At 71.3% G+C, this 22065-nt stretch carries 20 protein-coding genes; 8 read left to right on the forward strand and 12 right to left on the reverse strand.

All coding sequences use genetic code 11. The features are described from left to right. Nucleotides 1–153: 153 nt before the first annotated feature. The 4 genes from lnt to IPK81_09645 form a co-directional block, all read right to left on the reverse strand. Complete coding sequence (gene lnt, locus IPK81_09630) at nt 154–1755, reverse strand: apolipoprotein N-acyltransferase (GenBank protein ID QQS14393.1); 1602 nt, start codon at nt 1753–1755, stop codon at nt 154–156. A 297-nt stretch (nt 1756–2052) separates the two neighbouring features. Next, entirely contained in the window at nt 2053–4461 is a 2409-nt protein-coding gene (locus IPK81_09635; protein QQS14394.1) for a GNAT family N-acetyltransferase, read from the reverse strand. 275 nt (nt 4462–4736) lie between these two features. After that, on the reverse strand, nt 4737–6020 hold the full coding sequence (locus IPK81_09640) for an MFS transporter (protein QQS15033.1): 1284 nt from the start codon (nt 6018–6020) through the stop codon (nt 4737–4739). Nucleotides 6021–6060: 40 nt separating this feature from the next. After that, nucleotides 6061–7041 (reverse strand): adenosine kinase, encoded by a 981-nt coding sequence (locus IPK81_09645; GenBank protein QQS14395.1) that lies wholly within the window; start codon nt 7039–7041, stop codon nt 6061–6063. Nucleotides 7042–7381: 340 nt separating this feature from the next. Between IPK81_09645 and IPK81_09650 the strand changes: the two genes are divergently transcribed. Further along, nucleotides 7382–8275: a hypothetical protein gene (locus IPK81_09650; GenBank protein QQS14396.1), complete on the forward strand. Its 894-nt coding sequence runs from the start codon at nt 7382–7384 to the stop codon at nt 8273–8275. Nucleotides 8276–8405: 130 nt separating this feature from the next. Beyond that, the gene (locus tag IPK81_09655; GenBank protein QQS14397.1) at nt 8406–9095 is read left to right on the forward strand and encodes a hypothetical protein; all 690 of its coding nucleotides are present in this window, start codon (nt 8406–8408) and stop codon (nt 9093–9095) included. A 36-nt stretch (nt 9096–9131) separates the two neighbouring features. On the opposite strand, the gene IPK81_09660 is transcribed toward IPK81_09655, so the two are convergent. Further along, the gene (locus tag IPK81_09660) at nt 9132–9851 is read right to left on the reverse strand and encodes a 2OG-Fe(II) oxygenase (protein QQS14398.1); all 720 of its coding nucleotides are present in this window, start codon (nt 9849–9851) and stop codon (nt 9132–9134) included. A 157-nt stretch (nt 9852–10008) separates the two neighbouring features. Here IPK81_09660 and argB point away from each other — a divergent pair, with 157 nt between their 5' ends. From argB to truA, 4 genes are all read left to right on the forward strand, one after another. Further along, a complete protein-coding gene (gene argB, locus IPK81_09665) occupies nt 10009–10923 on the forward strand; it encodes an acetylglutamate kinase (protein ID QQS14399.1) in 915 nt (304 codons plus the stop codon). A gap of 141 nt (nt 10924–11064) precedes the next feature. After that, nucleotides 11065–11631: a peptide deformylase gene (locus IPK81_09670; protein ID QQS14400.1), complete on the forward strand. Its 567-nt coding sequence runs from the start codon at nt 11065–11067 to the stop codon at nt 11629–11631. Between the two features lie 152 nt (nt 11632–11783). Beyond that, nucleotides 11784–12749 (forward strand): methionyl-tRNA formyltransferase, encoded by a 966-nt coding sequence (locus IPK81_09675; protein QQS14401.1) that lies wholly within the window; start codon nt 11784–11786, stop codon nt 12747–12749. A gap of 197 nt (nt 12750–12946) precedes the next feature. Continuing rightward, nucleotides 12947–13723, forward strand: a complete 777-nt coding sequence (truA, locus tag IPK81_09680; protein ID QQS14402.1) for a tRNA pseudouridine(38-40) synthase TruA — start codon at nt 12947–12949, stop codon at nt 13721–13723. Between the two features lie 10 nt (nt 13724–13733). Here the strand turns inward: truA and IPK81_09685 are convergent, their stop codons facing one another. The 7 genes from IPK81_09685 to rpmH form a co-directional block, all read right to left on the reverse strand. Beyond that, entirely contained in the window at nt 13734–14366 is a 633-nt protein-coding gene (locus tag IPK81_09685; protein ID QQS14403.1) for a hypothetical protein, read from the reverse strand. Nucleotides 14367–14643: 277 nt separating this feature from the next. Continuing rightward, nucleotides 14644–15417, reverse strand: a complete 774-nt coding sequence (locus IPK81_09690) for a hypothetical protein (protein ID QQS14404.1) — start codon at nt 15415–15417, stop codon at nt 14644–14646. A 30-nt stretch (nt 15418–15447) separates the two neighbouring features. After that, complete coding sequence (locus IPK81_09695; protein QQS14405.1) at nt 15448–16212, reverse strand: hypothetical protein; 765 nt, start codon at nt 16210–16212, stop codon at nt 15448–15450. A gap of 161 nt (nt 16213–16373) precedes the next feature. Then, entirely contained in the window at nt 16374–18200 is a 1827-nt protein-coding gene (yidC, locus tag IPK81_09700) for a membrane protein insertase YidC (protein ID QQS14406.1), read from the reverse strand. 11 nt (nt 18201–18211) lie between these two features. Further along, nucleotides 18212–18478: a membrane protein insertion efficiency factor YidD gene (gene yidD, locus IPK81_09705; GenBank protein ID QQS14407.1), complete on the reverse strand. Its 267-nt coding sequence runs from the start codon at nt 18476–18478 to the stop codon at nt 18212–18214. Further along, nucleotides 18475–18912 (reverse strand): ribonuclease P protein component, encoded by a 438-nt coding sequence (gene rnpA, locus IPK81_09710; protein QQS14408.1) that lies wholly within the window; start codon nt 18910–18912, stop codon nt 18475–18477. Before rnpA ends, yidD begins: the two co-directional genes overlap by 4 nt. A gap of 64 nt (nt 18913–18976) precedes the next feature. Next, nucleotides 18977–19111 carry a 50S ribosomal protein L34 gene (gene rpmH / locus IPK81_09715; GenBank protein ID QQS14409.1) on the reverse strand — a complete coding sequence of 45 codons (135 nt, stop codon included), beginning with the start codon at nt 19109–19111 and terminating at the stop codon, nt 18977–18979. A gap of 332 nt (nt 19112–19443) precedes the next feature. On the opposite strand from rpmH, the gene IPK81_09720 reads away from it, so the two are divergent. Continuing rightward, complete coding sequence (locus IPK81_09720; protein ID QQS14410.1) at nt 19444–20274, forward strand: TVP38/TMEM64 family protein; 831 nt, start codon at nt 19444–19446, stop codon at nt 20272–20274. A 29-nt stretch (nt 20275–20303) separates the two neighbouring features. Beyond that, the gene (locus IPK81_09725) at nt 20304–21818 is read left to right on the forward strand and encodes an FAD-dependent oxidoreductase (protein ID QQS15034.1); all 1515 of its coding nucleotides are present in this window, start codon (nt 20304–20306) and stop codon (nt 21816–21818) included. Nucleotides 21819–22065: the final 247 nt, after the last annotated feature.

A 22065-nucleotide genomic window follows, 5' to 3' on the forward strand; every position in this document is an offset into this window, starting at 1 on the left:
GACTTCCCAATCCATACGCCAGCGGTCGTTATGGGAACCGACCTGTTTCGTTATAATGCCGTTAAATGTTATTAATGAAAATACATTTGTTGATATTCGAGGTTGATTCTCGCAAAATTGAACGCCTGAAGGTTGCACTCCGAACGAAAATTCTTATCGCCGACGCGGCCCGGCGCCCCACCCGGCAATCCCGAGCATGCCCACCAGCAACGCGAGAAACGTCCAATCGCTCCATCGCGCGTAGAACGTCGGCGGCAGGGCGGCCGGCAACTCATGGTCGATCACGCCGGTCTTGTTCATGCCCAGCCGCGCCTCGATGCGCCCGTACGGGTCGATCGCGGCGGAGATTCCGGTGTTGGCCACCCGGATCTGCGGCAGCCCCTCCTCTATGGATCGCATGCGGGCGCTGACGAGATGCTGATGGGGGCCGCTGGATTCACCGAACCAGGAGTCGTTGGTGACGTTGAGGATCCAGCCGGGCCGGTCGGCGCCGTCGACCACAGCGCCGGGGAAGATCACCTCGTAGCAGATGACCACCGCCATCGCCGGTAGACCCGGCAGGCGGATCGTGCGGCGCTCGGCGCCGGCCTCGAACGAGCCCCGGCCGATCGTGTCCGCGAGAATCGGGAACCAGCGGCGCAACGGCAGGTACTCGCCCAGCGGGACGAGGTGGATTTTATCGTAGGTGGCGAGGATCGCGCCGCCGCCGTCGACCGCGTGCAGGCTGTTCCAGATCGGCCGCTGGCCGCCCGGCGGCGCGACGGCGGTCTCGGCCGGGGTCATCGCGCCGCGGGGCGCGCCCAGCAGCAGATAGCCGCCGGGCGGCACGATCCGGGCCGCCATCCGCCGGTAGTCCGGCGATTCCGCGAACACGAACGGCGTCGCGGTCTCCGGCCAGATCACCACCTTGGTCGCGGCCGGACGCTCCAGCGTGCTCAGGCGCATCAGCTGCTCGAAATGCCGGTCGCGCAGCTCGCGGCGCCACTTCTCCCCCTGCGGCACGTTGGGCTGCACCAGCCGCAGCGACACCGTCGGCGAGGCCGGTGTCGACGGCGCCAGCCGAAGCGCGCCGGCCGCGAACGGCGCCGCCAGCGCCAGCGCCGCCAGTCCGAGGCCGATCCGCGGCACCGCGGTCAGCGCCGCCGGCAGGCCGAGCAGCGCCACGGTGAGCGCGCTCAGCCCGTAGCTGCCGACCCACGCCGCCGGCTGCGCCAGCGCGTCGGCGAACATCCAGACGTGGGACGCGGGATTCCACGGATAGCCGGTGAAGACGTGGCCGCGCAGCCATTCGAAGCCCGCGGACGCCGCGCCGAACGCCACCGGGCCGCGCCAGCCCGCGCCGATCGCAGGCCGGCGCGCCACGAGCCATGCCCAGCTCGATCCCGCGAAGCCGACGAACAAGGCCAGCAGCACCGCCAGGCCGCCGACGATCGGCGGACCGAAGGCGGCGAAATCCGCCGGCGGCACCTGGAACGCCTCGAGGATCCACAGGCTGCCGACGGTGAAGTAGCCCGTGCCCCACAGCGTTCCGTCGAGCATGCCGCGGCGGCCCGGCCGCGCCGCGCCGGACGCGGCGGCGCCGGTCAGCAGCCACAGCAGGCCGACGAGGCCCACCGGCATCAGCGGGAAGACATGCCATGGCGGCATCGAGAAGCCGGCGCCGGTGCCCAGCGCCAGCGCCAGCGCCCAGCGGCGCCAGCCGCGCAGCCCGCCGATGCCGCGCGCCACCGCGCCGACGCGATCGAACACACCCATGCCGCCGTTGTAGCGCGCCGGCGGCGGCCACGCATCATGGGCGCGGCGCGGCCGGAGCACATCCCGACGGGGAGATGCTCCGCCGTCATCCCGAGCGCGGCGAGGGATTCAGGGACGGCGCCTTGATCCCTCGCTGCGCTCGGGATGACAGTGGGGGTCGGAATGTCGGAATGGACGCCTATCCAACGCCAGCGTCTACAGCTTCAGCCCTGCGCGCTCGACGCGCACGGCGGCGCGCGGATGGTCACAACGGCGGCTCGATGCGCACCGCGACGCGCGGCCGCGCCGCGCGGACGGTCACAACGGCAGCTCGACGCGTACGACGCCGGGGTCCTCGCGGTCGCGGGCGGCGCGGAAGCCGAGGCGGCGGCACAAGGTCAGCATCGGCTCGTTCTCGGCCAGCACCATGCCGGTCAACGTCTTGAGGCCGCTCGCGCGGGCGTAGGCGATGATCCGCTCCATCAGCAGCGTGCCCAGACCGCGGCCCTTCAGATCGGTGCGCACGGTGACGGCGAACTCCGCCGACTCGTTGTCGGGATCGGCGGCCAGCCGCACCACGCCCCAGCCATGCGACGCGCCGTCGGGCTCGACACCGATCGCGACCAGCGCCATCTGGCGGTCGTAGTCGAGCTGCGTCAGGCGCGCCGCCATGTCGTGCGACAGCCGCGCCATCGGCGCGAAGAAGCGCAGGCGTACGTCCTCGCGGTCCATCCGCCCGATCATGCGGATGACCTCCGGCTCGTCCTCCGGCCGCAGCGGGCGCAAGGCGAACGACGTGCCGTCGCGCAGCGTCTCCCGCCGCTCCAGCTCCTTCGGATAGGGCCGGATCGCCAGCCGCGGCGCCGCCCGCGGCGCCGGCGTCAGCCACACCCGCGCCTCCATCGCGATCACCCCGGCGCCGTCGACCCGCAGCGGATCGATCCGCAGGGTCGCGACGTCGGGCAGCTCGACGGCGATCTGCGCCACCTTGATCAAGGTCAGCGCCAGCGCGTCGAGCGCCACCGGCGCGCGCTCGGAATCGCCCTGCAGCAGGCGCCAGACGCGGGTGCGCGCCATCGCCTCGCGCGCGAGGTGCATGTTGAGCGGCGGCAGCGCCAGCGCCCGGTCGTCGAGACGCCGTCCGACCAGACCGCCGCGACCGAACACCACCACCGGCCCGAACACCGGATCGTCGCGCAGCGCCACCACCAGATCGTAGGCGTCGACCTCGACCGGCCGGAACGTCGGCGCCGTCGTGATCGACGCGGCGCGCAGCAGCGCCAGCGATTCGACGGATGACAGCTCGATCCGCCCCGCCCGGCGCGCGGCGTCGATCACCGCCCTGGCGGCGGCGATGTCGATGGCGAACGCCTCCGGCTGCGAGGCCGGCGTCTCCATCAGGATCTCGCGGTTGCGCCGGAACTGCACGAGATGCATGAAGCCGCGCACCGCCTGGCGCGGCGTGTCGTAGACCGGAAGCCCCGCCGCCGTGAACGCCTCGCGCGCGCCGCGCTGCGTCTCGCCGCCGACCCAGCTCGCCAGCACCGGCTTGCGCGTGCCCGAGGCCGCCGCCGCGGCGATCACCGCGTCGGCGGCGGCGCGGGAATCGACGAAGGCCGACGGCGCCTGCGTCACCAGCAGCGCGTCGACCATCGGATCGTCGAGCGCCGCTGAGGTGGCCGCCGTGTAACGCTCCGGCGGCGCGTCGCTGCCGATGTCGTTCGGCCCGCCGCCCGCCGCGGCGACGAGGCGCCCGCCCAGCTCGTGCAGCGCGTCGGCCGCGAGCACGCCCAGACCGCCGCCATTGGCGAGGATCGCCAGCCGGTCGCCGGAGGGATGCCGCTTGGCGGCCAACGTGGTCGTCGCCTCGAACAACTCGTCGAGATCGCCGACCCGCAGCATGCCGGCGCGGCGGAACGCCGCCTCGTAGACCTCGTCGGCGCCGACCGCGCCGCCCGGCGCGTGGACGGCGCGCGCCGAGGCCGGCGTGCGGCCGGTCTTGAGCGCGATCACCGGCTTGGACCGGGCCGCGGCGCGCGCCGCCGACAGGAAACGCCGGGAGTCGCGCACCGATTCGATGTGCACGAGGATGGCGCGCGTGCGCTCGTCCAGCGCCAGCCAGTCGAGCATCAAGCCGAAATCGACATCGACCGCCTCGCCCAGGGTGACGACGTGGCTGAAGCCGATGCGCCGGGTCGCCGCCCAGTCCAGCGCCGCCGACGCGACCGCCGCCGATTGCGTCACGAAGGCCAGATCGCCGTCGGGCGCGGCCGTGGCCAGCAGGCTGGCGTCGAGCCCGATCGCCGGCGATTGCAGCCCGGCCGAGGCCGGCCCCAGCAGGCTCATCCCGGCGCGCCGCGCGTAGCGCGTCGCCAGCTCGACGGCCTTGCCGTGGCGGCGCTGATCGCCGCCGCCGAGATCGGCCGCGAACACCACGGCGGCGCGGCAGCCGCGTTTCGCCAGATCGCGCACCGCGCCGGGCACGGCCGCCGCAGGCGCGGCGATCAGCGCGAGATCGGGAATCTCCGGCAGGTCCTTCGGCGCGCGGAACGCCGGCCGCGCGGCGTCGACGCGGCCCTTGGGATTGACCGGCCACACCGCGCCCTTGAACGCGCCCGACGTGAGGCGCCGCAGCAGCAGCTCGCCGACCGACCCGGGCCGCGCGCTGGCGCCGATCAGCGCCACCGACCGCGGCCGCAGCATGGTCTCGAGACGGCGCAGACTCATGCCATCAACATGGGCCCCCGCCGCGGCCCCTGCCAAGCCACGATCAGCGACCCGTCGTCGCGGGCCGTCGTGGGCGCCGCCGTATTCCCTCTCCGCCGCGCAGCGGGGGAGAGGGAGGGGACCCGCCGCGTAGCGGTGGGGAGGGTGAGGTGGTCGTGGTATCGGGCGCGTTGTCGATGGAGATGCGACGAGCGTTCATATCGAGCGTCGATGACGCCACCGCCACCCACCTCACCCTTCCCATGCTTCGCATGGGCCCCTTCCCTCTCCCCCCACTACGTGGGCGGAGAGGGAGAAGAAGGCGCCGGCCGCGCCCGATGCAGCCACCACAGGCCGGCGACCAGCGCCAGGCCGGGGACCGCCAGCAATGTCGTGAGCGCCCAGAACGCCGGCCAGCTCACGCTCTCCGCCAGATAGCCGCTGCCCGACGACATCACGGTGCGTCCCAGCGCCGTCAGCGAGGTGAACAGCGCGTACTGCGTGCCCGCCATCCCCGAGGTGCACAGGCTCGACAGGTAGGCGACCAGCGCGATCGCGCCCATCGAGCCGGTGAAATTGTCGATCGTGATGGCGACGGTCAGCACCACGACGTCGTGGCCGGCCACCGCCTGCCACGCGAAGAGCAGGTTGGTGACGGCCTGCAGCGCGCCGCCGATCAGCAGCGCCTTGAACAGGCCGTAGCGCGCCACCACGACGCCGCCGACGATGCCGCCCAGCAGCGTGCCGGCGACGCCGAAGCTCTTGGTGACGCCGAAGATCTCCGGCCCGGAGAAGCCCAGCGCGACCAGGAACGGCCGCGTCATGGTGCCGCCGATGGCGTCGCCGAATTTGTAGAACATGGCGAACAGCAGCACGAGCAGCCAGCCGCGGTAGCGGATGAACTCGGCGAACGGCGCCACCACGGCGCCCAGCGCCCAGTCCGCCGCCGTCGTGAACGGCCGCCGCGCGACCTTCGGCTCCGGCGACATCAGCGTGATGACCAGCGTCGAGGCCATCAGCGCGGCGAGGATCGTGAACACCGCCGGCCACGACATGAACGCCGGCAGCAGCAGCACCAGCGCGTCGACCGTCCACAGCGCCACGCGGTAGCCGAGCTGGGTCGTGGCCGAGCCGGCGCCCTGCTCGTGCTCGGCCAGCGCCTCGATGCGGTAGGCGTCGATGGCGATGTCCTGGGTCGCGGAGAAGAACGCGATCAGCACCGCGAACAGCGCCGTCCACCACGGATCGACGGTGGGATCGCTCCAGCCCAGCCCGGTGATGCACGCGACCAGCGCGACCTGCGACACCAGCATCCACGAGCGCCGGCGGCCCAGCAGCCGGTCGAGGACGGGGATCGCGAGCTGGTCGACCAGCGGCGCCCACACGAATTTGAACGTGTACGGCGCGCCGACCAGCGCGAACAGACCGATGGTCTTGAGGTCGACGCCGACCTTGCTGAGCCAGTAGCTCAGCGACGACAGGGTCAGCAGCAGCGGCATGCCGCTGGCGAAACCCTGCAGCAGGATCGTGAGCTGCTTGCGGTCGCGGTAGACCTCGGCGGCGTCGCGCCAGCGTCGCATCGTGGCGTTCACGCCCCGGCTCCCGGCCCGCGGCGGCGGCTCAGAGCAGCGTCTTCAGCGGCGTCTCCGGCCGGGCGCCGAAATGCGAGATCACCTCGCCCGCCGCCGCGCCGCCGATGCGGGCGCATTCCGCCAGCTTCAGACCGCGCGTGAAGCCGTAGAGGAACCCCGCCGCGTAGAGGTCGCCCGCGCCGGTGGTGTCGACCACCTTCGACACCTTGGCGGCGTCGACCACGTGGACCTCGTCGCCGGACACGACCACCGAGCCCTTGGCGCTGCGCGTCAGCGCCGCCGTCTTGCCGTCGTGGCGCACGCCCTGCAGCGCCTCGTCGAAGGTCTTCGCCTGGTAGAGCGAGAGAATCTCGCTCTCGTTGGCGAACAGCACGTCGACCTTCTCGCGCAGCAGCGCGCGGAACTCGTCGCGCCAGCGGTCGACGCAGAACGAGTCGCTCAGGGTCAGCGACACCTTGCGGCCGGCGGCGCGGGCGGCGTCCATCGCCTTGCGCACGGCCGCCTTGGCGTCGGGCGCGTCCCACAGATAGCCCTCGATGTAGGTGACCGCCGCCGAGGCCACGAGCTTGGCGTCGACATCGGCCGGCCCCAGCGTCACGCAGGCGCCGAGATAGGTGTTCATCGTGCGCTGCGCGTCGGGCGTCACGAAGATCAGGCAGCGCGCGGTCGGCGGCCCGTCGGTCGCCGCCGCCGTGTCGAACGCGACGCCGGCTGAGCGGATGTCGTGGCGGAAGGTCCAGCCCAGCCCGTCGTCGCGCACCTTGCCGATATAGGCCGCCTTGCCGCCCAGCGACGCCACGCCGACCATGGTGTTGGCGCAGGAGCCGCCGGACACCTCGACGCCGCCCTGCATCGCCCGGTACAGCGCCTCGGCCCGCTCGGCGTCGATCAGCGCCATGCCGCCCTTGGCCAGCCGGTTGAGGGACAGGAACTCGTCGTCGGTGCGGGCGAGCACGTCGACGATGGCGTTGCCGATGCCGAGCACGTCGATGGAGGCTGATGCGGTCATTCCGGGCGGGTCCGTGGCGGTGGTTTCGGGGGCGCGCCGCACTATACCGGCCCCCCGACTCCGCCGCGAGCGGGATCGGGTAGGGGCGGCGCCTCGGTACGGCCGGTCAAGACTCTCGGCTGTCGTCGCAACCTCGCGGGGACGCCTGTATGCTTGATCGGAACGATGGGCGCGACGGCCGCCTGACCGGGCCATGACGCGGCCGAGTTTCGTCAACCGGCGATGCGAGGGGCAAATGCGCCAAGGCGATAACAATGACCGCTCCATATGCCTAGCCTCGGTCGTCGCGTCACGCGCCAAATCGACGATTGGACGCGCTAGTTCGCCGCGGAGGATTCCTATGGCACACCGTCAAATATGGCTTGCGCTGGCTCTCGCGTGCGCCGCACCGGGCGGGAAGGCGCAGAACCTCGATCCATTTGTACCAGACGAGTTTCCCAAGCGGATTTCCAGCGAGGTGGCTTCCGCCTCGTTCGCCAAAGTGCCCGTGGTCCGTTTTCAGGGCGAGATACGCTGGTTCACGATCCACGACAAACGCGCATCATCCATGGAACGGACGTGTTTTACAATTGCATTGGAGGAGTTGCTTCGATCGTACTTCCGATATTCGAACACGCGCCTTGTTTTTGTGACTAGCGCCGCCGACGCGAACTTCCTGTTCAATACGGATACAACGGATGAAGGGTTTGCGGCGCTTATCAGGAGCAAGGTACCCGACCCTTCAAAATATTCTCTCGGATTTCTCTCGTCGGAGGGAAAATTCCACGAGCGTGACCGGCAACGTATCGAAGCTTCTCGTCCGCTGTACAACCGCCCTGACAAGGCCGTGATCGAGGATTGGGACCGTGTCCACTCCGCCTTTTTTGCAAAAAGCGATGGTCAGATCGATATAGCCTACGTATGGCGAAGAGATTGGACGACAACTGGCTTGTATCCTCACTACGGCGTTCAAAACTCGCCCTATGGCTACGCGCCGCGAAGTCCTGGATGCTATGGAGCGGACAGATCAGTCAGTCGTTTTAAAAGCTACATAGCGTTCGCCCTGGGCGCCGCGATCTGGCCCAGAATGGAGGGCGTCGTTGCCGATTACTGGGACCATACAATCAACGTTATTGAGTTCTATCCCTTGCTGGTCCGCCTTCTCTATCATCCCGAAGTTGAGACAGGAAAATCCGGTGAAGCCCTGAGGCTGACGATATCGAGAGTTCTCGCGCGCGAGCGAGCGTCACGCTGAAGCGCAAATCAATCATGACGGGGTCAGGCCTGTCATGACGGGGTCAGGCCTGCAAACCGGCAGATTCGACTGCCGTTGATGCCATGAAAGATGCAACCTTGCGGCCCTGAAGGGGTGAGAGGGCACCGCAATGAGCGACGACTCCACAGACTCGTCGACAATTGAGAACCTCCTGCGGCGACACGTCGAGGGTGCCGGCATCGACCTCCTCAGGACGACTCCCGCGAAGGGCGATCTGCCCTACACGGTCGTCGTCGATATCCCCGCCGCGATGTGGATCGACGACGCGGTGACCGTCTTTCGATCGTGCGGCCCGATCCTCCGCCGGCACGTCGCCGATACGCCCGGCGGATGGGCATGGGCGGTCCTCGCAATGCGCGACCTCCAACCCATCGGTGTCCACTGGGGCGGCTGGGACGGACGCGACGACGCATGGGTCGCGAAGCCGCCGCGCGCCGAGGGATCGGAGTCGATGGAGTGGCGGCGGGTCTACGACGCCGTCCGCGAGCACCTGGCGCCGCTCGGCCGGGACGACGCATTCGGCGACGGGGAGTACTGGGTCGTCGAGGAGGACTATGGCTCGCGCGAGCAGATCGTCTGCGTCTTCAAGCTCGACTTCGCGACACCGGCGCTGTTCGAGATGCTGCGGGAATTCCTCGGCGGCGCGTTTCCCGACTGGGCGATCGTCCTCAAACTGGAACTCGATCCGCCCGACAGCGACGTGGTGATGAAGGCCGTCTCGATCACCGCCCACAGGATCGTGGAGCACTGGGACCGGGAGGCGATGCGGCGGCGCTTCGGCGCGCGCTTCAAGGCGTAAGCGCCGCCCGAATCAAACCGACTCCGTCACGCGGCTTCACGCCGTGTCGTGGAAGATCACGCCCAGCGTGAACCGCCGACCCGACGTCACGACGCTGACGCCGTGGCGCATCGCCGTGCGGTACCAGCCGCGCGCGCCCTTCACCGGCCGCTCGTTGACGGCGAACAGCACGGCGTCACCTTGCCCCAGCCGCGCGACGGAGCCGCGCGACTGCATGCGCGGCCGCTGCTCCATCAGCAGGAACTCGCCGCCGGTGAAATCGACGGCGGGATCGCTCAGCAGCACCGTGAGCTGGATCGGGAACACCATCTCGCCGTAGAGGTCGCGATGCAGGGCGTTCCAGTCGCCGGCCTCGTATTTGAGCAGCAGCGGCGTCGGCCGCGTCTGCCCGGCGGCGTGGCAGCGCGCCAGCCACGGCGCCAGCGTCGCGGGGAAGTCGGCGGGCTGGCCCAGCCGTTCGCGCCAGCGATTGGCGACCGCGGCCAAGGGCGGATAGGCCGCCGCGCGGACCGCCGCGACCGCCTCGGGCGGCGCGTTGTCGAAATAGCGATACTCGCCCCGCCCGAAGCCGTGGCGCTGCATGACCACGCGGGAGCGGAAGCCCGTGGGACGTTCGTACAACGCCGCCAGATCCGTGCATTCTGTATGCGTCAAAACGAAAGGCGCGATGGCGAAGCCGTCGGCGTCGAGCGCCGCGCCGAGCGCCTCCCAATCCAGGGCGGCGACGCGGTCGGCGATGTCTGGCGTTCCGGGCATGGGTCGGACAATGCCGCCGCCGCGCGGCCCGCGCCATCCGGCACCCCGCGGGGAATTCCCGCTATTGGCGCGCGGGGGCGGTTTCGATATGGTCCGCCGGGTTCGCCCTCTCCCGCCCACCGGGGGAGGGTTTTTTTCAAGGCGCGGCGAGGCGGCGATGGCGGAACCGGTGGCGGAGTCCAAGGAACAGCGGCGCCTGATCCGCATGGCGGAGACGATCTCGCAGGCGCTGCCGTACATGCGCCGCAACACCGGCGCGACCTACGTCGTCAAGTACGGCGGCCACGCCATGACCGACCCCAAGCTGGGCGACCTGTTCGCGCGCGACATCGTGCTGATGAAGCAGGTCGGCATGGAGCCGATCGTGGTCCATGGCGGCGGCCCGCAGATCAACCGCATGCTGGAGCGCGTCGGCATCAAGAGCCAGTTCGTCAACGGCCTGCGGGTGACCGACGCCGCCACCATGGAGATCGTCGAGATGGTGCTGGCCGGCAGCATCAACAAGGCGATCGTGGCCGACATCAACGAGTGCGGCGGCACCGCCGTCGGCATCTGCGGCAAGGACGGCAACCTGATCCTGGCGCGCAAGGTGTCGGAGATGCGCGACCCGCGCACCGGCGAGCTGCTGAAGGTCGACCTGCAGCAGGTCGGCGAGCCGGCCAAGATCAACGTCATGGTGCTGGAGCAGCTCGCCAAGGCCGGCGTCATCCCGGTGGTGGCGCCGATCGGCTTCGGCGTCGACGACGAGCTGACCTACAACATCAACGCCGACACCTCGGCCGGCGCCATCGCCGGCGCGATGAAGGCCAAGCGGCTGTACTTCCTGACCGACGTCCCGGGCGTGCTCGACAAGGACAAGAACCTGATCCGCGAGATGACGGTTCAGCAGGCCCGCGCCCTGATCGCCGACGGCACCATCAACGGCGGCATGATCCCGAAGGTCGAGAACTGCATCGACGCGGTCAACGCCGGCGTCGAGGCCGCCGTGATCATGGACGGCCGCGTGCCCCACGCCCTGCTGCTGGAGATCTTCACCGAGGCCGGAATCGGCACGATGGTGACGCGCCGCTGAGAGTCGAGCCGTTCGTACGCCGCCGCCGCTCATCCTCCCTCTCCGCCGCGCAGCGGGGCAGAGGGCCCATGAGGCCCCCCGCCGCTTGACGGCGGACCCGGCCGACCATACCTACGCCGGACCATCGTCCCGGACCCCCGAATGGCCCTGCTCCCGATCCTCGTCGCCCCCGACCCGCGCCTGAAGAAGAAATCCACGCCCGTGAAGGTGGTGGACGATGGCGTGCGCCGGCTGCTGGACGACATGCTGGAGACGATGCGGGCGGCGCCGGGCATCGGCCTGGCGGCGCCGCAGGTGAACGTCCACAAGCGCATCGTGGTGATGGAGATCGAGCGCGAGGGCGTCAGCACCGGACCGCTGTTCCTGATCAACCCCGAGATCGTCGAGGTGTCGGACGAGGACGCCACCTACAACGAGGGCTGCCTGTCGGTGCCGGAGCACTACGCCGACGTCTCGCGGCCGGCCCGCGTCACCGTGCGCCATCTCGACCGCGACGGCGTCCAGCGCGACATGGCCTGCGACGGGCTGCTGGCGACCTGCGTGCAGCACGAGATGGACCATCTCGACGGCATCCTGTTCATCGACAAGATCTCGGCCCTGAAGCGCGGCATCATCCTGCGCAAGCTGGTGAAGGCCCGGAAGGACGCCGAGCGCGACGGCGCCGACAAGAAGAAGGCCAAAGCGGACGCCAGCGCCGCGATGTCGTGAGCGCCTTCGGCGCGACGTCCTGAGCGCCCTCGGCGCGACGTCCTGAGCGCCTCCGGCGCGACATTCTGAGCGCCTCCGGCGCGGCATTCTGAGCACCGTCGCCGCGCCATCGCCGATTGCCGCCGCCGCCGCGCCGCGCCTATAAGGCGCGCATGAGACTGGCCTTCCTGGGCACCTCCGAATTCGCCACCCCGGCGTTGCGCGCGCTGGTCGAGGCCGGCCACGAGATCGCCGCCGTGTACACCCGCGCGCCCAAGCCGGCCGGCCGCGGCCAGCGCGAGCGCAAATCGCCGGTCCACGAGCTGGCGGAGACGCTGTCGCTGGAGGTGCGCACGCCCCGCACCCTGCGCACCGACGAGGCCGCCGCCGCGTTCAAGGCGCTCGACCTCGACGCCGCCGTGGTCGTGTCCTACGGCCACATCCTGCCCAAGGCGTTCCTCGACGCGCCCGTGCTGGGCTGCTTCAACATCCACGGCTCGCTGCTGCCGCGCTGGCGCGGCGCCGCGCCGATCCACCGCGCGCTGCTGGCCGGCGACGACCAGACCGGCGTCACCATCATCCGCATGGACGAGGGGCTGGACACCGGCGCCATGCTGCTGGCCGAGACCGTGCCGATCCGCGCCGACGCCACCGCCAGCTCGCTGCACGACCAGCTCGCGGCGCTGGGCGCGCGGCTGATCGTCTCGACGCTCGACGGGCTGGTCGCCGGCACGCTGGCCGCCGTGCCGCAGCCGGCCGAGGGCGCGACCTACGCGCGCAAGCTGGAGCGCGGCGAGGGCGCGCTGGACTGGCGCAAGCCCGCCGCCGAGCTCGAGCGCCAGGTGCGCGCCTTCGATCCGTGGCCCGGCGCGTGGTTCGACGTGCCGCTGCCCGGCGGCGGCGTCGAGCGCGTCAAGGCGCTGGGCGTCGAACTGGCGCTGGCCGGCGGCAAGCCCGGCACGGTGGCGCTGGCGCGCGACGGCGTGCCCGTCGTGACGACCGGCGTCGGCGGGTTGCGGCTCAAGCGGCTGCAACGCCCCGGCAAGGGCCCGACCGACGGCGCCGCCTTCGCCCGCGGCTTCCCGCTGGCCGGCATGGTCCTGCCGCCGCCGGCCGTCGACGCCGCGTCGACGACCTAGCGCGGCCTTGCGACGATGCGCGCGCGTCGGGGAAGCCTGACCCCTCATCCGCCCCTGCCGGGCACCTTCTCCGCTGCGGACGGGGGAGAATGGAAGAGGAGCGCGACTTCCGAATTTTCCCCTTCTCCCCCGGCTGCGGGGGCGACGGTGCCCGGAGGTCGGATGCGGGGCGTCCTCGCGGCCGCGCGCCCCGCGCCATGACCCGCTTCAAGCTCACGCTCGAATACGACGGCGCGCCGTTCGTCGGCTGGCAGCGGCAGACCACCGGCCCGTCGGTGCAATCGACGCTCGAGACCGCGATCACTGCCTTCTGCGGCGAGGTGGCCGCGACCTACGCGGCGGGCCGCACCGATTCCGGCGTCCATGCCCGCGGCCAGGTCGTCCATGTCGATATCGCCCGGCCGACGGCGCCGGACACGGTGCGCGACGCGGTGAACTTCCACCTGCGGCCGCATCCCGTCAGCGTGCTGTCGGCGGAGGTCGTCGACGCGTCGTTCCACGCCCGCTTCTCGGCCACCGGCCGCCGCTACCGCTACCGCATCGTCGCCCGCCGCGGCCGTCTGGCGCTCGATGCCGGCCGCGCCTGGCTGGTCGGCGCGCCGCTCGACCTCGCGGCGATGCGCGACGCCGCCGCGCGGCTGGTCGGCACGCGCGACTTCACCAGCTTCCGCTCGACCCAGTGCCAGGCGAAGTCGCCGGTCAAGACGCTGGACCGGCTCGACGTCGCGCGCGACGGCGAGGAGATCGCCATCGACGTGGCCTCGCGCTCGTTCCTGCACAACCAGGTGCGGATCATGGTCGGCACGTTGAAGCTGGTCGGTGAGGGCCGCTGGTCGCCCGACGACGTCTCGGCCGTGCTGGCGGCGCGCGACCGCGCCCGCGGCGGCCCGACGGCGCCGCCGGACGGGCTCTATCTGATGGAGGTGCGCTACGACGGCGCGCAGGACGGCGCGGCGGCCGACGACGATTCGTGAGGGATCGCGCTCAGGCCGTCGCCGGTCTCAGCCCGAGCGTGCCGAAGAGGATGAGGCTGGCGGTCGCGCTGAGGAAGAATTCCATCACCGCCAACGCGATCGCGACCAGCCAGGTCGTGTCCAGCGCGTGGCGCAGGATGCGCGCCAGCCACGTGCCGGCGAGCAGCGCCAGGGTCACGCCGATCGCCGCGTCGAGCGCCGTCGTCCCCGCAAGCCGCGTCGCCGAGCCGACGAACACGTACAGCGTGAAGATGGGCACGGTCGCCCAGTTCACCGCCACGACCGCGCCGAAATAGTGGCGCGAACGGTCGATCCGGCGCACCACCTCGAGCAGGGCGACCGGGAACATCGTCCAGCCGATGACGTAGAACAGCGCCTCGACCACCACGATCAGCTCGAGCGGCGCGACCGTCTGGTACTCGGCGTAGCTCGTCATCCGGTGCAGGACGTAGAGCGGCGCCAGCAGGACCGCGGCGCCGAACGAGCGCCGGAAGCCCTCGGCCGAGCGGTCGAGCCCGTGCAGCCCGCCGGCGTCGTTGCGCATCAGCCGCAGCGCGCCGCCCACGCCGCGCGCGATCTCGGACAGGCTCAGCACGATGGGAGGCGGGCGGGCGCGGCGGTCATGGTGCGCAGCATAGGGCATCGCCGCCCTCGCGACGAGGTCCGGCGCGGCGGATCGCGGGGCGGCTCCCGGATCGCCCGCCACGATCACGCCGTTCTCGACGACATGTGTTCACGCCCGATCCCGGCGAGCGTGCGGGGACATCGCACAGTCCGCGTTCTCCTCCCTTCTCCCTGGTCCTCGGGCAGGGCTATCGCATATGGCTCGGAGGCGACGTGCGGCGTCGCTGCTCCATATGCGAAAGCCCTGCGTCTTCAGGGGAGAAGGGACGAGACGCCGCCTACCGCCGCGCGCGCGGTCAGTCCTCGGCGTCGGCTTCGCGCTCCGCGAGCAGCCGCTCGGCCTCGGCCATCGTCGCGCGGTCGATGTCGCGGCGGAAATCGACCGGATCCGCGCCGGCGACGGGGAGACCGGCCAGTTCGATCCGCGCGCGGCCGGCCCGCTGGTAGTCGGCCCACGCCGCGCGCGCCGCCGCGACCACGCGCAGCACGGCCGTCTCGTCGGAGTCGAGGTCGCCCCGGATCTCCTTCTCGACCTCGGCCTGGAGCCACGCGCCGAGCGCCACCAGCCCGCGCTCCGACCCGCGCCATCGCAGGAGTTCGGGCACGTCGACGAAGGCGTTGCTCACGACGCCCTCCTCCATGTCGGCGAGATCGAACTCGTGGCGGAAGTGCTTCGGACCCGACGCGTCGGCCAGCAGGTACGGCAGCTCGATCACGGCGCGGCCCTCGGCGAGCAGCTTCGGCAACGCCGCGCGCGCGGCGTCGGCGAGGCGCGTCATCGCCGCCATGTCCTCGATGACCATGTCGAACTGCTCCGCCGCCGTCTGCTCGACCCAGTCGGCGAACGCCTCGAGGAACTTGTCGGCACCCTGGCGCTTGAGGATGTCGCCCGCCGTGATCGGCGGGTCGTCGTCCTTCGCCGGGCCCTCGTCGCGCGCCGCGGCGGGCGATGCCGCGTATCCGCCCGCGTCGGGCGTGTCGATCACCCGCGGCCGCTGGCGGAACACCACCGCGAGCGCCACGAACGCCAGCAGCGCGCCCGCGCCGGCAATGAGCCAGACCGTGTCCATCGCGCCCTCCTCCCCCGACCGCCGCTTCGTCTACCGCTCGCCGCCGCGGACCGGCGCGTCGAGCGCGCGCACCGCGGCGTCCACCGTCACGGAATCTATGTCGCACGCGAGATCGAACGCGGGTTTGTCGGGATCGGCGACCAGCCCGGTGAACTCGACGCGCGCGGCGGCGCCCGAATCGACCTGCGCCACCGCCGTCCGCGCCGCGCCGGCGAGGGACAGAACCAGATCCGTCCGACCGGCCGTCCATTGGCCGGTCTCCTCGCGGATCCGCCAGTCGAGCCACGCGCCGATCGCGACCACCCGGCGGTCGGCGCCCCGCCACTCCAGGAACTCGCGCGTATCGATGCAGCCGATGTCGATGACGGACCGCTCGAGCCACGGCAGATCGAACTCGCGCCGGAACGACCGCGGCCCGACCGGGGTCGGCAGCGCCGGCAGGTCGACCGTCGCGCGGCCGTCGGCGAGGATCGCGGGTATCGCCACCTCGGCCGCGTCCGCGATCATCGTGGACGCGCCGGGCTGCTCGCTGAGATCGCCGAACTCGTCGAACACGGCCTTCTCGATCGCGTCGCCGCCGGCCTCGAGGAAGCCGTCGGCACCGCGCTCGGCCAGCACGTCGCCGACGTAGGACCAGGTCCCGGCCGCGCCCGCCGGCGCCGCGTCATCCGACGACGCCCCGGCCCCGGCGCCGGGCGTGTCGATCACGCGCGGACCGCGGCGCGACGCCATCCACGCGACGATGACGACGGCCACCACCGCCGCGCCGCCGACCAGCCACGTCAGATCCACCACGCATCCTCCGCAGACACCGGACGCCGCAGCCTACCACGCCGGAGTCGCGCCGGCGCGCCGACAGCTGGTGGACGCCATTTCGAAGCGAGGGGAATTCGCCCTCTCCGCCGCGCGGCGGGGGAGAGGGAAAAGTCTGCGCCGCCGACCGCGGCGCGAGCCGCCTACTTCTTGTCGGTCTTGGCCGTCGTCGAGCCGGCGGGCGCCGGCGCCTTGGCGCCGAACTCCACGGGCACGCCGAGCTTGCGCATGATCACGTATTGTTGCGCCATCGACAGCAGGTTGTTCCACGCCCAGTAGATCACCAGCCCGGCGGCGAACGGCGCCAGCATGAAGGTGAACATGATCGGCAGGAACTGGAAGATGCGCGCCTGCATCGGATCGGCCGGCTGCGGGTTCAGCATCTGCTGGAAGTACATCGTCACGCCCATGATGATGGGCCATATGCCGATGTCGAAGATCTGCAGCAGCTCCGGCACGTTCCACGCGAACAGCCCGAAGCCCTGCAGCAGCGTCAGCGGATCGGGCGCCGCGAGGTCCTTGATCCAGCCGTAGAACGGCTGGTGGCGCATCTCGATCGTCGTGTAGAGCACCTTGTAGAGCGCGAAGAACACGGGGATCTGCAGGAGCACGGGCAGGCAGCCGGCGGCGGGGTTGACCTTCTCCTTCTTGTAGAGCGCCATCAGCTCCTGGTTCATCTTCACCTTGTCGTCGCCGAGCCGCGCCCGCAGCTTCTCCATCTCGGGCTGCAGCTTCTTCATCTTCGTCATCGACTCGTAGGACTTGTTGGCGAGCGGGAAGAACAGCAGCTTCACCAGCACGGTCAGCGCCAGGATGGCGAGGCCGAAATTGCCGATCTGGCGGAACAGCCAGTCGAGCACGAGGAACAGCGGCTTGGTGAAGAACCAGAACCAGCCCCAGTCGATCGTCAGGTCGAACTTCGCGATGCCGTAGCGGTCGGTGTAGTCGTTGATGACGTTGACGATCTTGGCGCCGGCGTAGAGGCGCGACTCGCTCTCGAGCGTGGCGCCCGGCGCGACGGTCAGGGCCGAGGTGCTGATGAAGTACGCGATGTACTTCTTCACGCCGCCGTCGGGGTTCATCAGGATCTCGGTCTTCACCGGCATCTTCTGGTCCGGCACCAGCGTCGCCATCCAGTACTTGTCGGTGAACCCGACCCAGCCGCCGGTGGTCGGCACGGTCTTGGTCTTGCCGTCCTTGAAGTCGGACCACGAGAATTCCTGCAGCTTGCCGTCGAAGGCGCCGTAGGGGCCCTCGTGCAGCAGGTAGATGCCCTCGGTCTTGGGCTCGCCGTGGCGCACCACCAGGCCGGTCGGATGCAGCGACACCGGCGCGGCGGTCTTGTTCTCGATCGACTGCGCGACCGTGAACAGGAACTCGGCGTCGACCGTGATCCGCTGCCGGAACACCAGGCCCTCGCCGTTGTCCCAGCTCAGCGTGACGGTGTCGCCCGGGCCGATCGACGCGCGGTCGGCCGTCCACACCGTGTCCGGGGTCGGCGCCTTGACCGCGACGCCGGCCGGCGCCTGCCATCCGAAGCGCACGAAGTACGTGTCGGGGCCGCGCTCCGGCGCCAGCACGACCACCGGCGGCGAGGCCGGATCGACCTTGGCGCGGTGCTTGCGCAGGCTGACGTCGTCGATGCGCGCGCCGGTCAGCGAGATCGAGCCGTCGATCTGCGGCGTGGTCACGCGCACGCGGTCGGTCAGCCGCAACGCCTGGGCGCGGTCCATCGCCGGCGCTGCCGGCGACGGCGTCCCGCCGGCGCTCGGCGCGCCGGGCGCGCCCGGCGGCGTCGGGACTCCGGCGGGCGAGGGCACGCCGGGCGCCTGCTGCTGGCGCTGGTCGCGCGCCTGCTGCTCGCGCTGCTGCTGGGCGCGCTGCTCGGCCGACGGCTGGAACACCAGCTGCCAGCCGACGATGATCGCGACCGAAAGCGCGATGGCGAGGATCAGGTTGCGCTGTTCCATCTCGATATCCGTCAGAATTCGCCGGGTCGCGCGGCGCGCGGGAGGTCGCGGGGAAGCCGCCCGTCCGGCGGCGGCACGGGGTCATACCCCATCGCGCCCCACGGATGACAGCGGCAAAGGCGGCGCGCCGCCAGCCATCCGCCGCGCCACGCGCCGTGCGCGGCGAGCGCGCCGGCGGCGTAGCGCGAGCAGCTGGGCTCGAAGCGGCAGGCGCCGCGGAAGAAAAACGCCAGGGTGAGCTGGTAGAGGCGCACCAGCGCCCGCAGCGCCGCGCTCACGACGCGGCCTCCGGCGCGGGGTCCGATGGCGCCAGCGCGCGCAGCCGGCGCAGGGCCGCGGCGAGATCCTTCGTCATGTCGGCGAAATCGCGCTCGACCGCGCCGGCGCGGCCGATCAGCACGTAGTCGAGATCGGCGCGCGCCACCGGCGCCAGCGCGGTGCGCGCCAGCGCCCGCAGCCGCCGCTTGGCGCGGTTGCGCACCACGGCGTTGCCGACGCGTTTCGTGACGGTGAATCCGACCCGCGGGCCCGGCGTCGGCGGCGCCACCGCGGGGCGGTCGGCGATCTGCAGGATGAAGCTGGCCGCGACGTATTTGCGGCCGGCGGCCTGGATGCGCAGGAAATCGGCCCGCTTCGGCAGACGGGCGATACCGGCGCGACGTCCGACGGACGAGGGCGCGGCGGCGCTGGACGCGGGCGGGGCGGCCGTCATGTCGGCCGGTACGGGCGGCGGAGGGGTGTCGTCGAACGCATCGACGACGGGAGCGCGGCCGGCCTTAGGCCGACAAGCGCTTGCGGCCCTTGGCGCGGCGGTTGGCGATGACCTTGCGGCCACCGACCGTCGACATCCGGCTGCGGAAGCCGTGACGGCGGGCGCGCACCAGTTTGCTGGGCTGGAAAGTGCGTTTCACGGCGCGAACTCCTCGAAACCCGCACGCCGCCCGCGGGCGGCGTCGGGACCGCGCGGCCCCGGGGAAAATGACGACGACCGCCCTGCGCGTTCCCCGTGTCCGGCGGTCGAGGCCGGGGGACGGGAGACCTTCTGGGCGGCCGAAAGCCGGGTGGCTATACGGGCGGCGCCGGCGGAAGTCAACCAAACCGGGGCCGCCGGAGGCCGCCGCCGCACACGGGCCGATCACCGAGGAGTGACGCCATATGAGTCGCGCCGGCGCGCCGCCGCGTCCTATAAACGACGCTGTAACCAACCGGAAACCCGGTTGCGTGGGGCGACCGGCGAATTCCCATGGTGGAGCAAGGCGTTAGCGCGGCGGCCAAGCCGACCGGGGCATCCCGGTGGCGGCGCGCGCTGCCGTTCGCGGTCCTGCTTCTGGCGATGGCGGCGGTGTTCGCGTCGGGTCTGCACCAGCACGTCTCGTTCGAGACGCTGCGCACGCATCGCGCCGCGCTCGCGGCCTGGGTGGCCGACAACCGCGTGCTCGGCATGCTGACCTACGTGCTGGGCTACGCGGCGCTGACGGCGCTGTCGCTGCCGTTCGGCTTCCTCGCGACCCTGGTCGGCGGCTTCCTGTTCGGCTGGATCTTCGGCACGCTGTTGACGGTGGTCGGCGCCACGACGGGCGCGGTGGCGGTGTTCCTCGCCGCGCGCGGCGCCTTCGGCGACGTGCTGCGCGGCCGCGCCGACGGCTTCCTCGGCAAGCTCGAGGCCGGCTTCCGCCGCGACGCGTTCAACTATCTTCTGTTCCTGCGGCTGGTGCCGGCGTTTCCCTTCTGGCTGGTCAACATCGCGCCGGCGTTCCTCGGCGTGAGGCTGCGCACCTACGCGCTGGCGACCTTCCTCGGCATCATCCCCGGCACGGCGGTGTTCTGCAGCGTCGGCGCCGGACTCGGCGCGGTGTTCGACCGCGGCGAGGCGCCGAGCCCGAAGCTGGTGTTCGAGCCGCACGTGCTGCTGCCGCTGCTGGCGCTGGCGGCGCTGTCGTTGATGCCGGTGCTCTACGCGCGCTGGAAGGCGCGCGGCGGCGCGCCGGCGTCGCGCGGTGATGCGCCGAGCGGACGCGGCGGCGCGCCAACCGGACGTGGAGCCGCGCCCGAGGGGCGCGGAGGCGCGCCGTGAGCGGCGTGGCGATGGACTCCACCGCGCGCATGGCGGCCGGCGACGACGCGGGCGGCGCCAAGTCCGCGCGCGTGGCGGGAACCGACGCGCCGGCGGCGGTCGCGCGCAAGCGTCTCGACGTCGACATCTGCGTGATCGGCGGCGGCTCGGGCGGGCTGGTGGTCGCGGCGGGCGCCGCCCAGCTCGGTCTCGACACCGTGCTGCTCGAGCGCGGCAAGATGGGCGGCGATTGCCTCAACTACGGCTGCGTGCCGTCGAAGGCGCTGATCGCCGCGGCGCACGCCGCCCAGCAGGCGCGCGAGGCCAAGCGCTTCGGCGTCGACGCCGGCGAGCCGCGGATAGACTTCGGCGCGGTGATCGACCACGTGCACGGCGTGATCGCCGCGATCGAGCCCAACGATTCGGTGGCGCGGTTCGAGGGCCTCGGCGTGCGCGTCATCGCCGAGAGCGGACGCTTCACGTCGCCGGACGAAGTGACGGCGGGCGACTTCGTCATCCGCGCGCGCAAATTCGTCGTCGCGACGGGCTCGCGCGCGGTGGCGCCGCCGATCCCCGGCCTCGCCGACACGCCCTATCTCACCAACGAGACGCTGTTCGAGAACCGCGCGCTGCCGGAACACCTCCTCGTCATCGGCGGCGGTCCGATCGGGCTCGAGATGGCGCAGGCGTTCCGCCGCCTCGGTGCGCGCGTCACCGTGCTCGAGGCCGCCCGCGTCATGGCGAAGGACGATCCCGAGCTCGTCGCCATCGCGGTCGCGCGCCTGAAGCGCGAAGGCGTGGAGATCGTCGAGGGCGCGCGCATCGCCTCGGTCGCGCGCGATGGCGCCGGCGTGGTCGTGACGCTCGACGCGTCGCAAGGCCAGCGCCGCATAGCCGGCTCGCATCTGCTGGTCGCCGCCGGCCGCGCGCCGAACATCGACGGGCTCGGCCTCGACATCGCCGGCGTCGCGACCGACAAGCGCGGCATCGTCACCGACCGCCGGCTGCGCACCAGCAACCGCCGCGTCTACGCGGTCGGCGACGTCAACGGCCGCGCGCCCTTCACGCACATGGCCGCGGCGCAGGCCGCGACGGTGATCAAGCACGCGCTGTTCCGCGTGCCCGCCGACATCGACAAGGTGGCGGCGCCGTGGTGCACCTACACCGAGCCGGAGCTGGCGCAGGTCGGGCTGAGCGAGGCGCAGGCGCGCGAGCGCCACGGCGAGCGGATCAAGGTCATGCGCTGGCATCTCGCCGACAACGACCGCGCCCAGGCCGAGCGCGCCACCGAGGGCATGATCAAGGTCGTGGTCGACCGCAAGGGCCGCGTGCTCGGCGCCGGCATCGCCGCGGCGCGCGCCGGCGACCTGATCGCGCCGTGGTGCGTGGCGGTCTCGCGGGGGCTCAAGATCGGCGCCATGGCGCAGGCCGTCGTGCCCTACCCGACCGTCGGCGAGATCGGCAAGCGCGCGGCGGGCGCCTACTACACCGAGACGCTGTTCTCCGACCGCACCCGGCGCCTCGTCCGGTTCCTGTTCAGGACCTGGCCGCTGACGCTGCTCTAGGCGTCACGCCGGGACGCGTTCCGGCGCGTCGCCGCCGGCGCTAGTCGGACTTTGTCGGAATACGTGGAAAGGCCCGTGGCGCAAGCATCGGAGCGCCTCGCGGGACGCGACGGCGCAGGCTTCGAATCGGGCTGGAATCGGGTTTGTATATTGTATTTTGCATACAATATACAATTCGACGATTTCAGGCCGAATTTCCCAATGAAATGGGCCAAGCGCTCATGCTTTTGGGGCCGTAGACCGCGCT

This window comes from Rhodospirillales bacterium (assembly GCA_016699855.1).
Taxonomy (GTDB): domain Bacteria; phylum Pseudomonadota; class Alphaproteobacteria; order Reyranellales; family Reyranellaceae.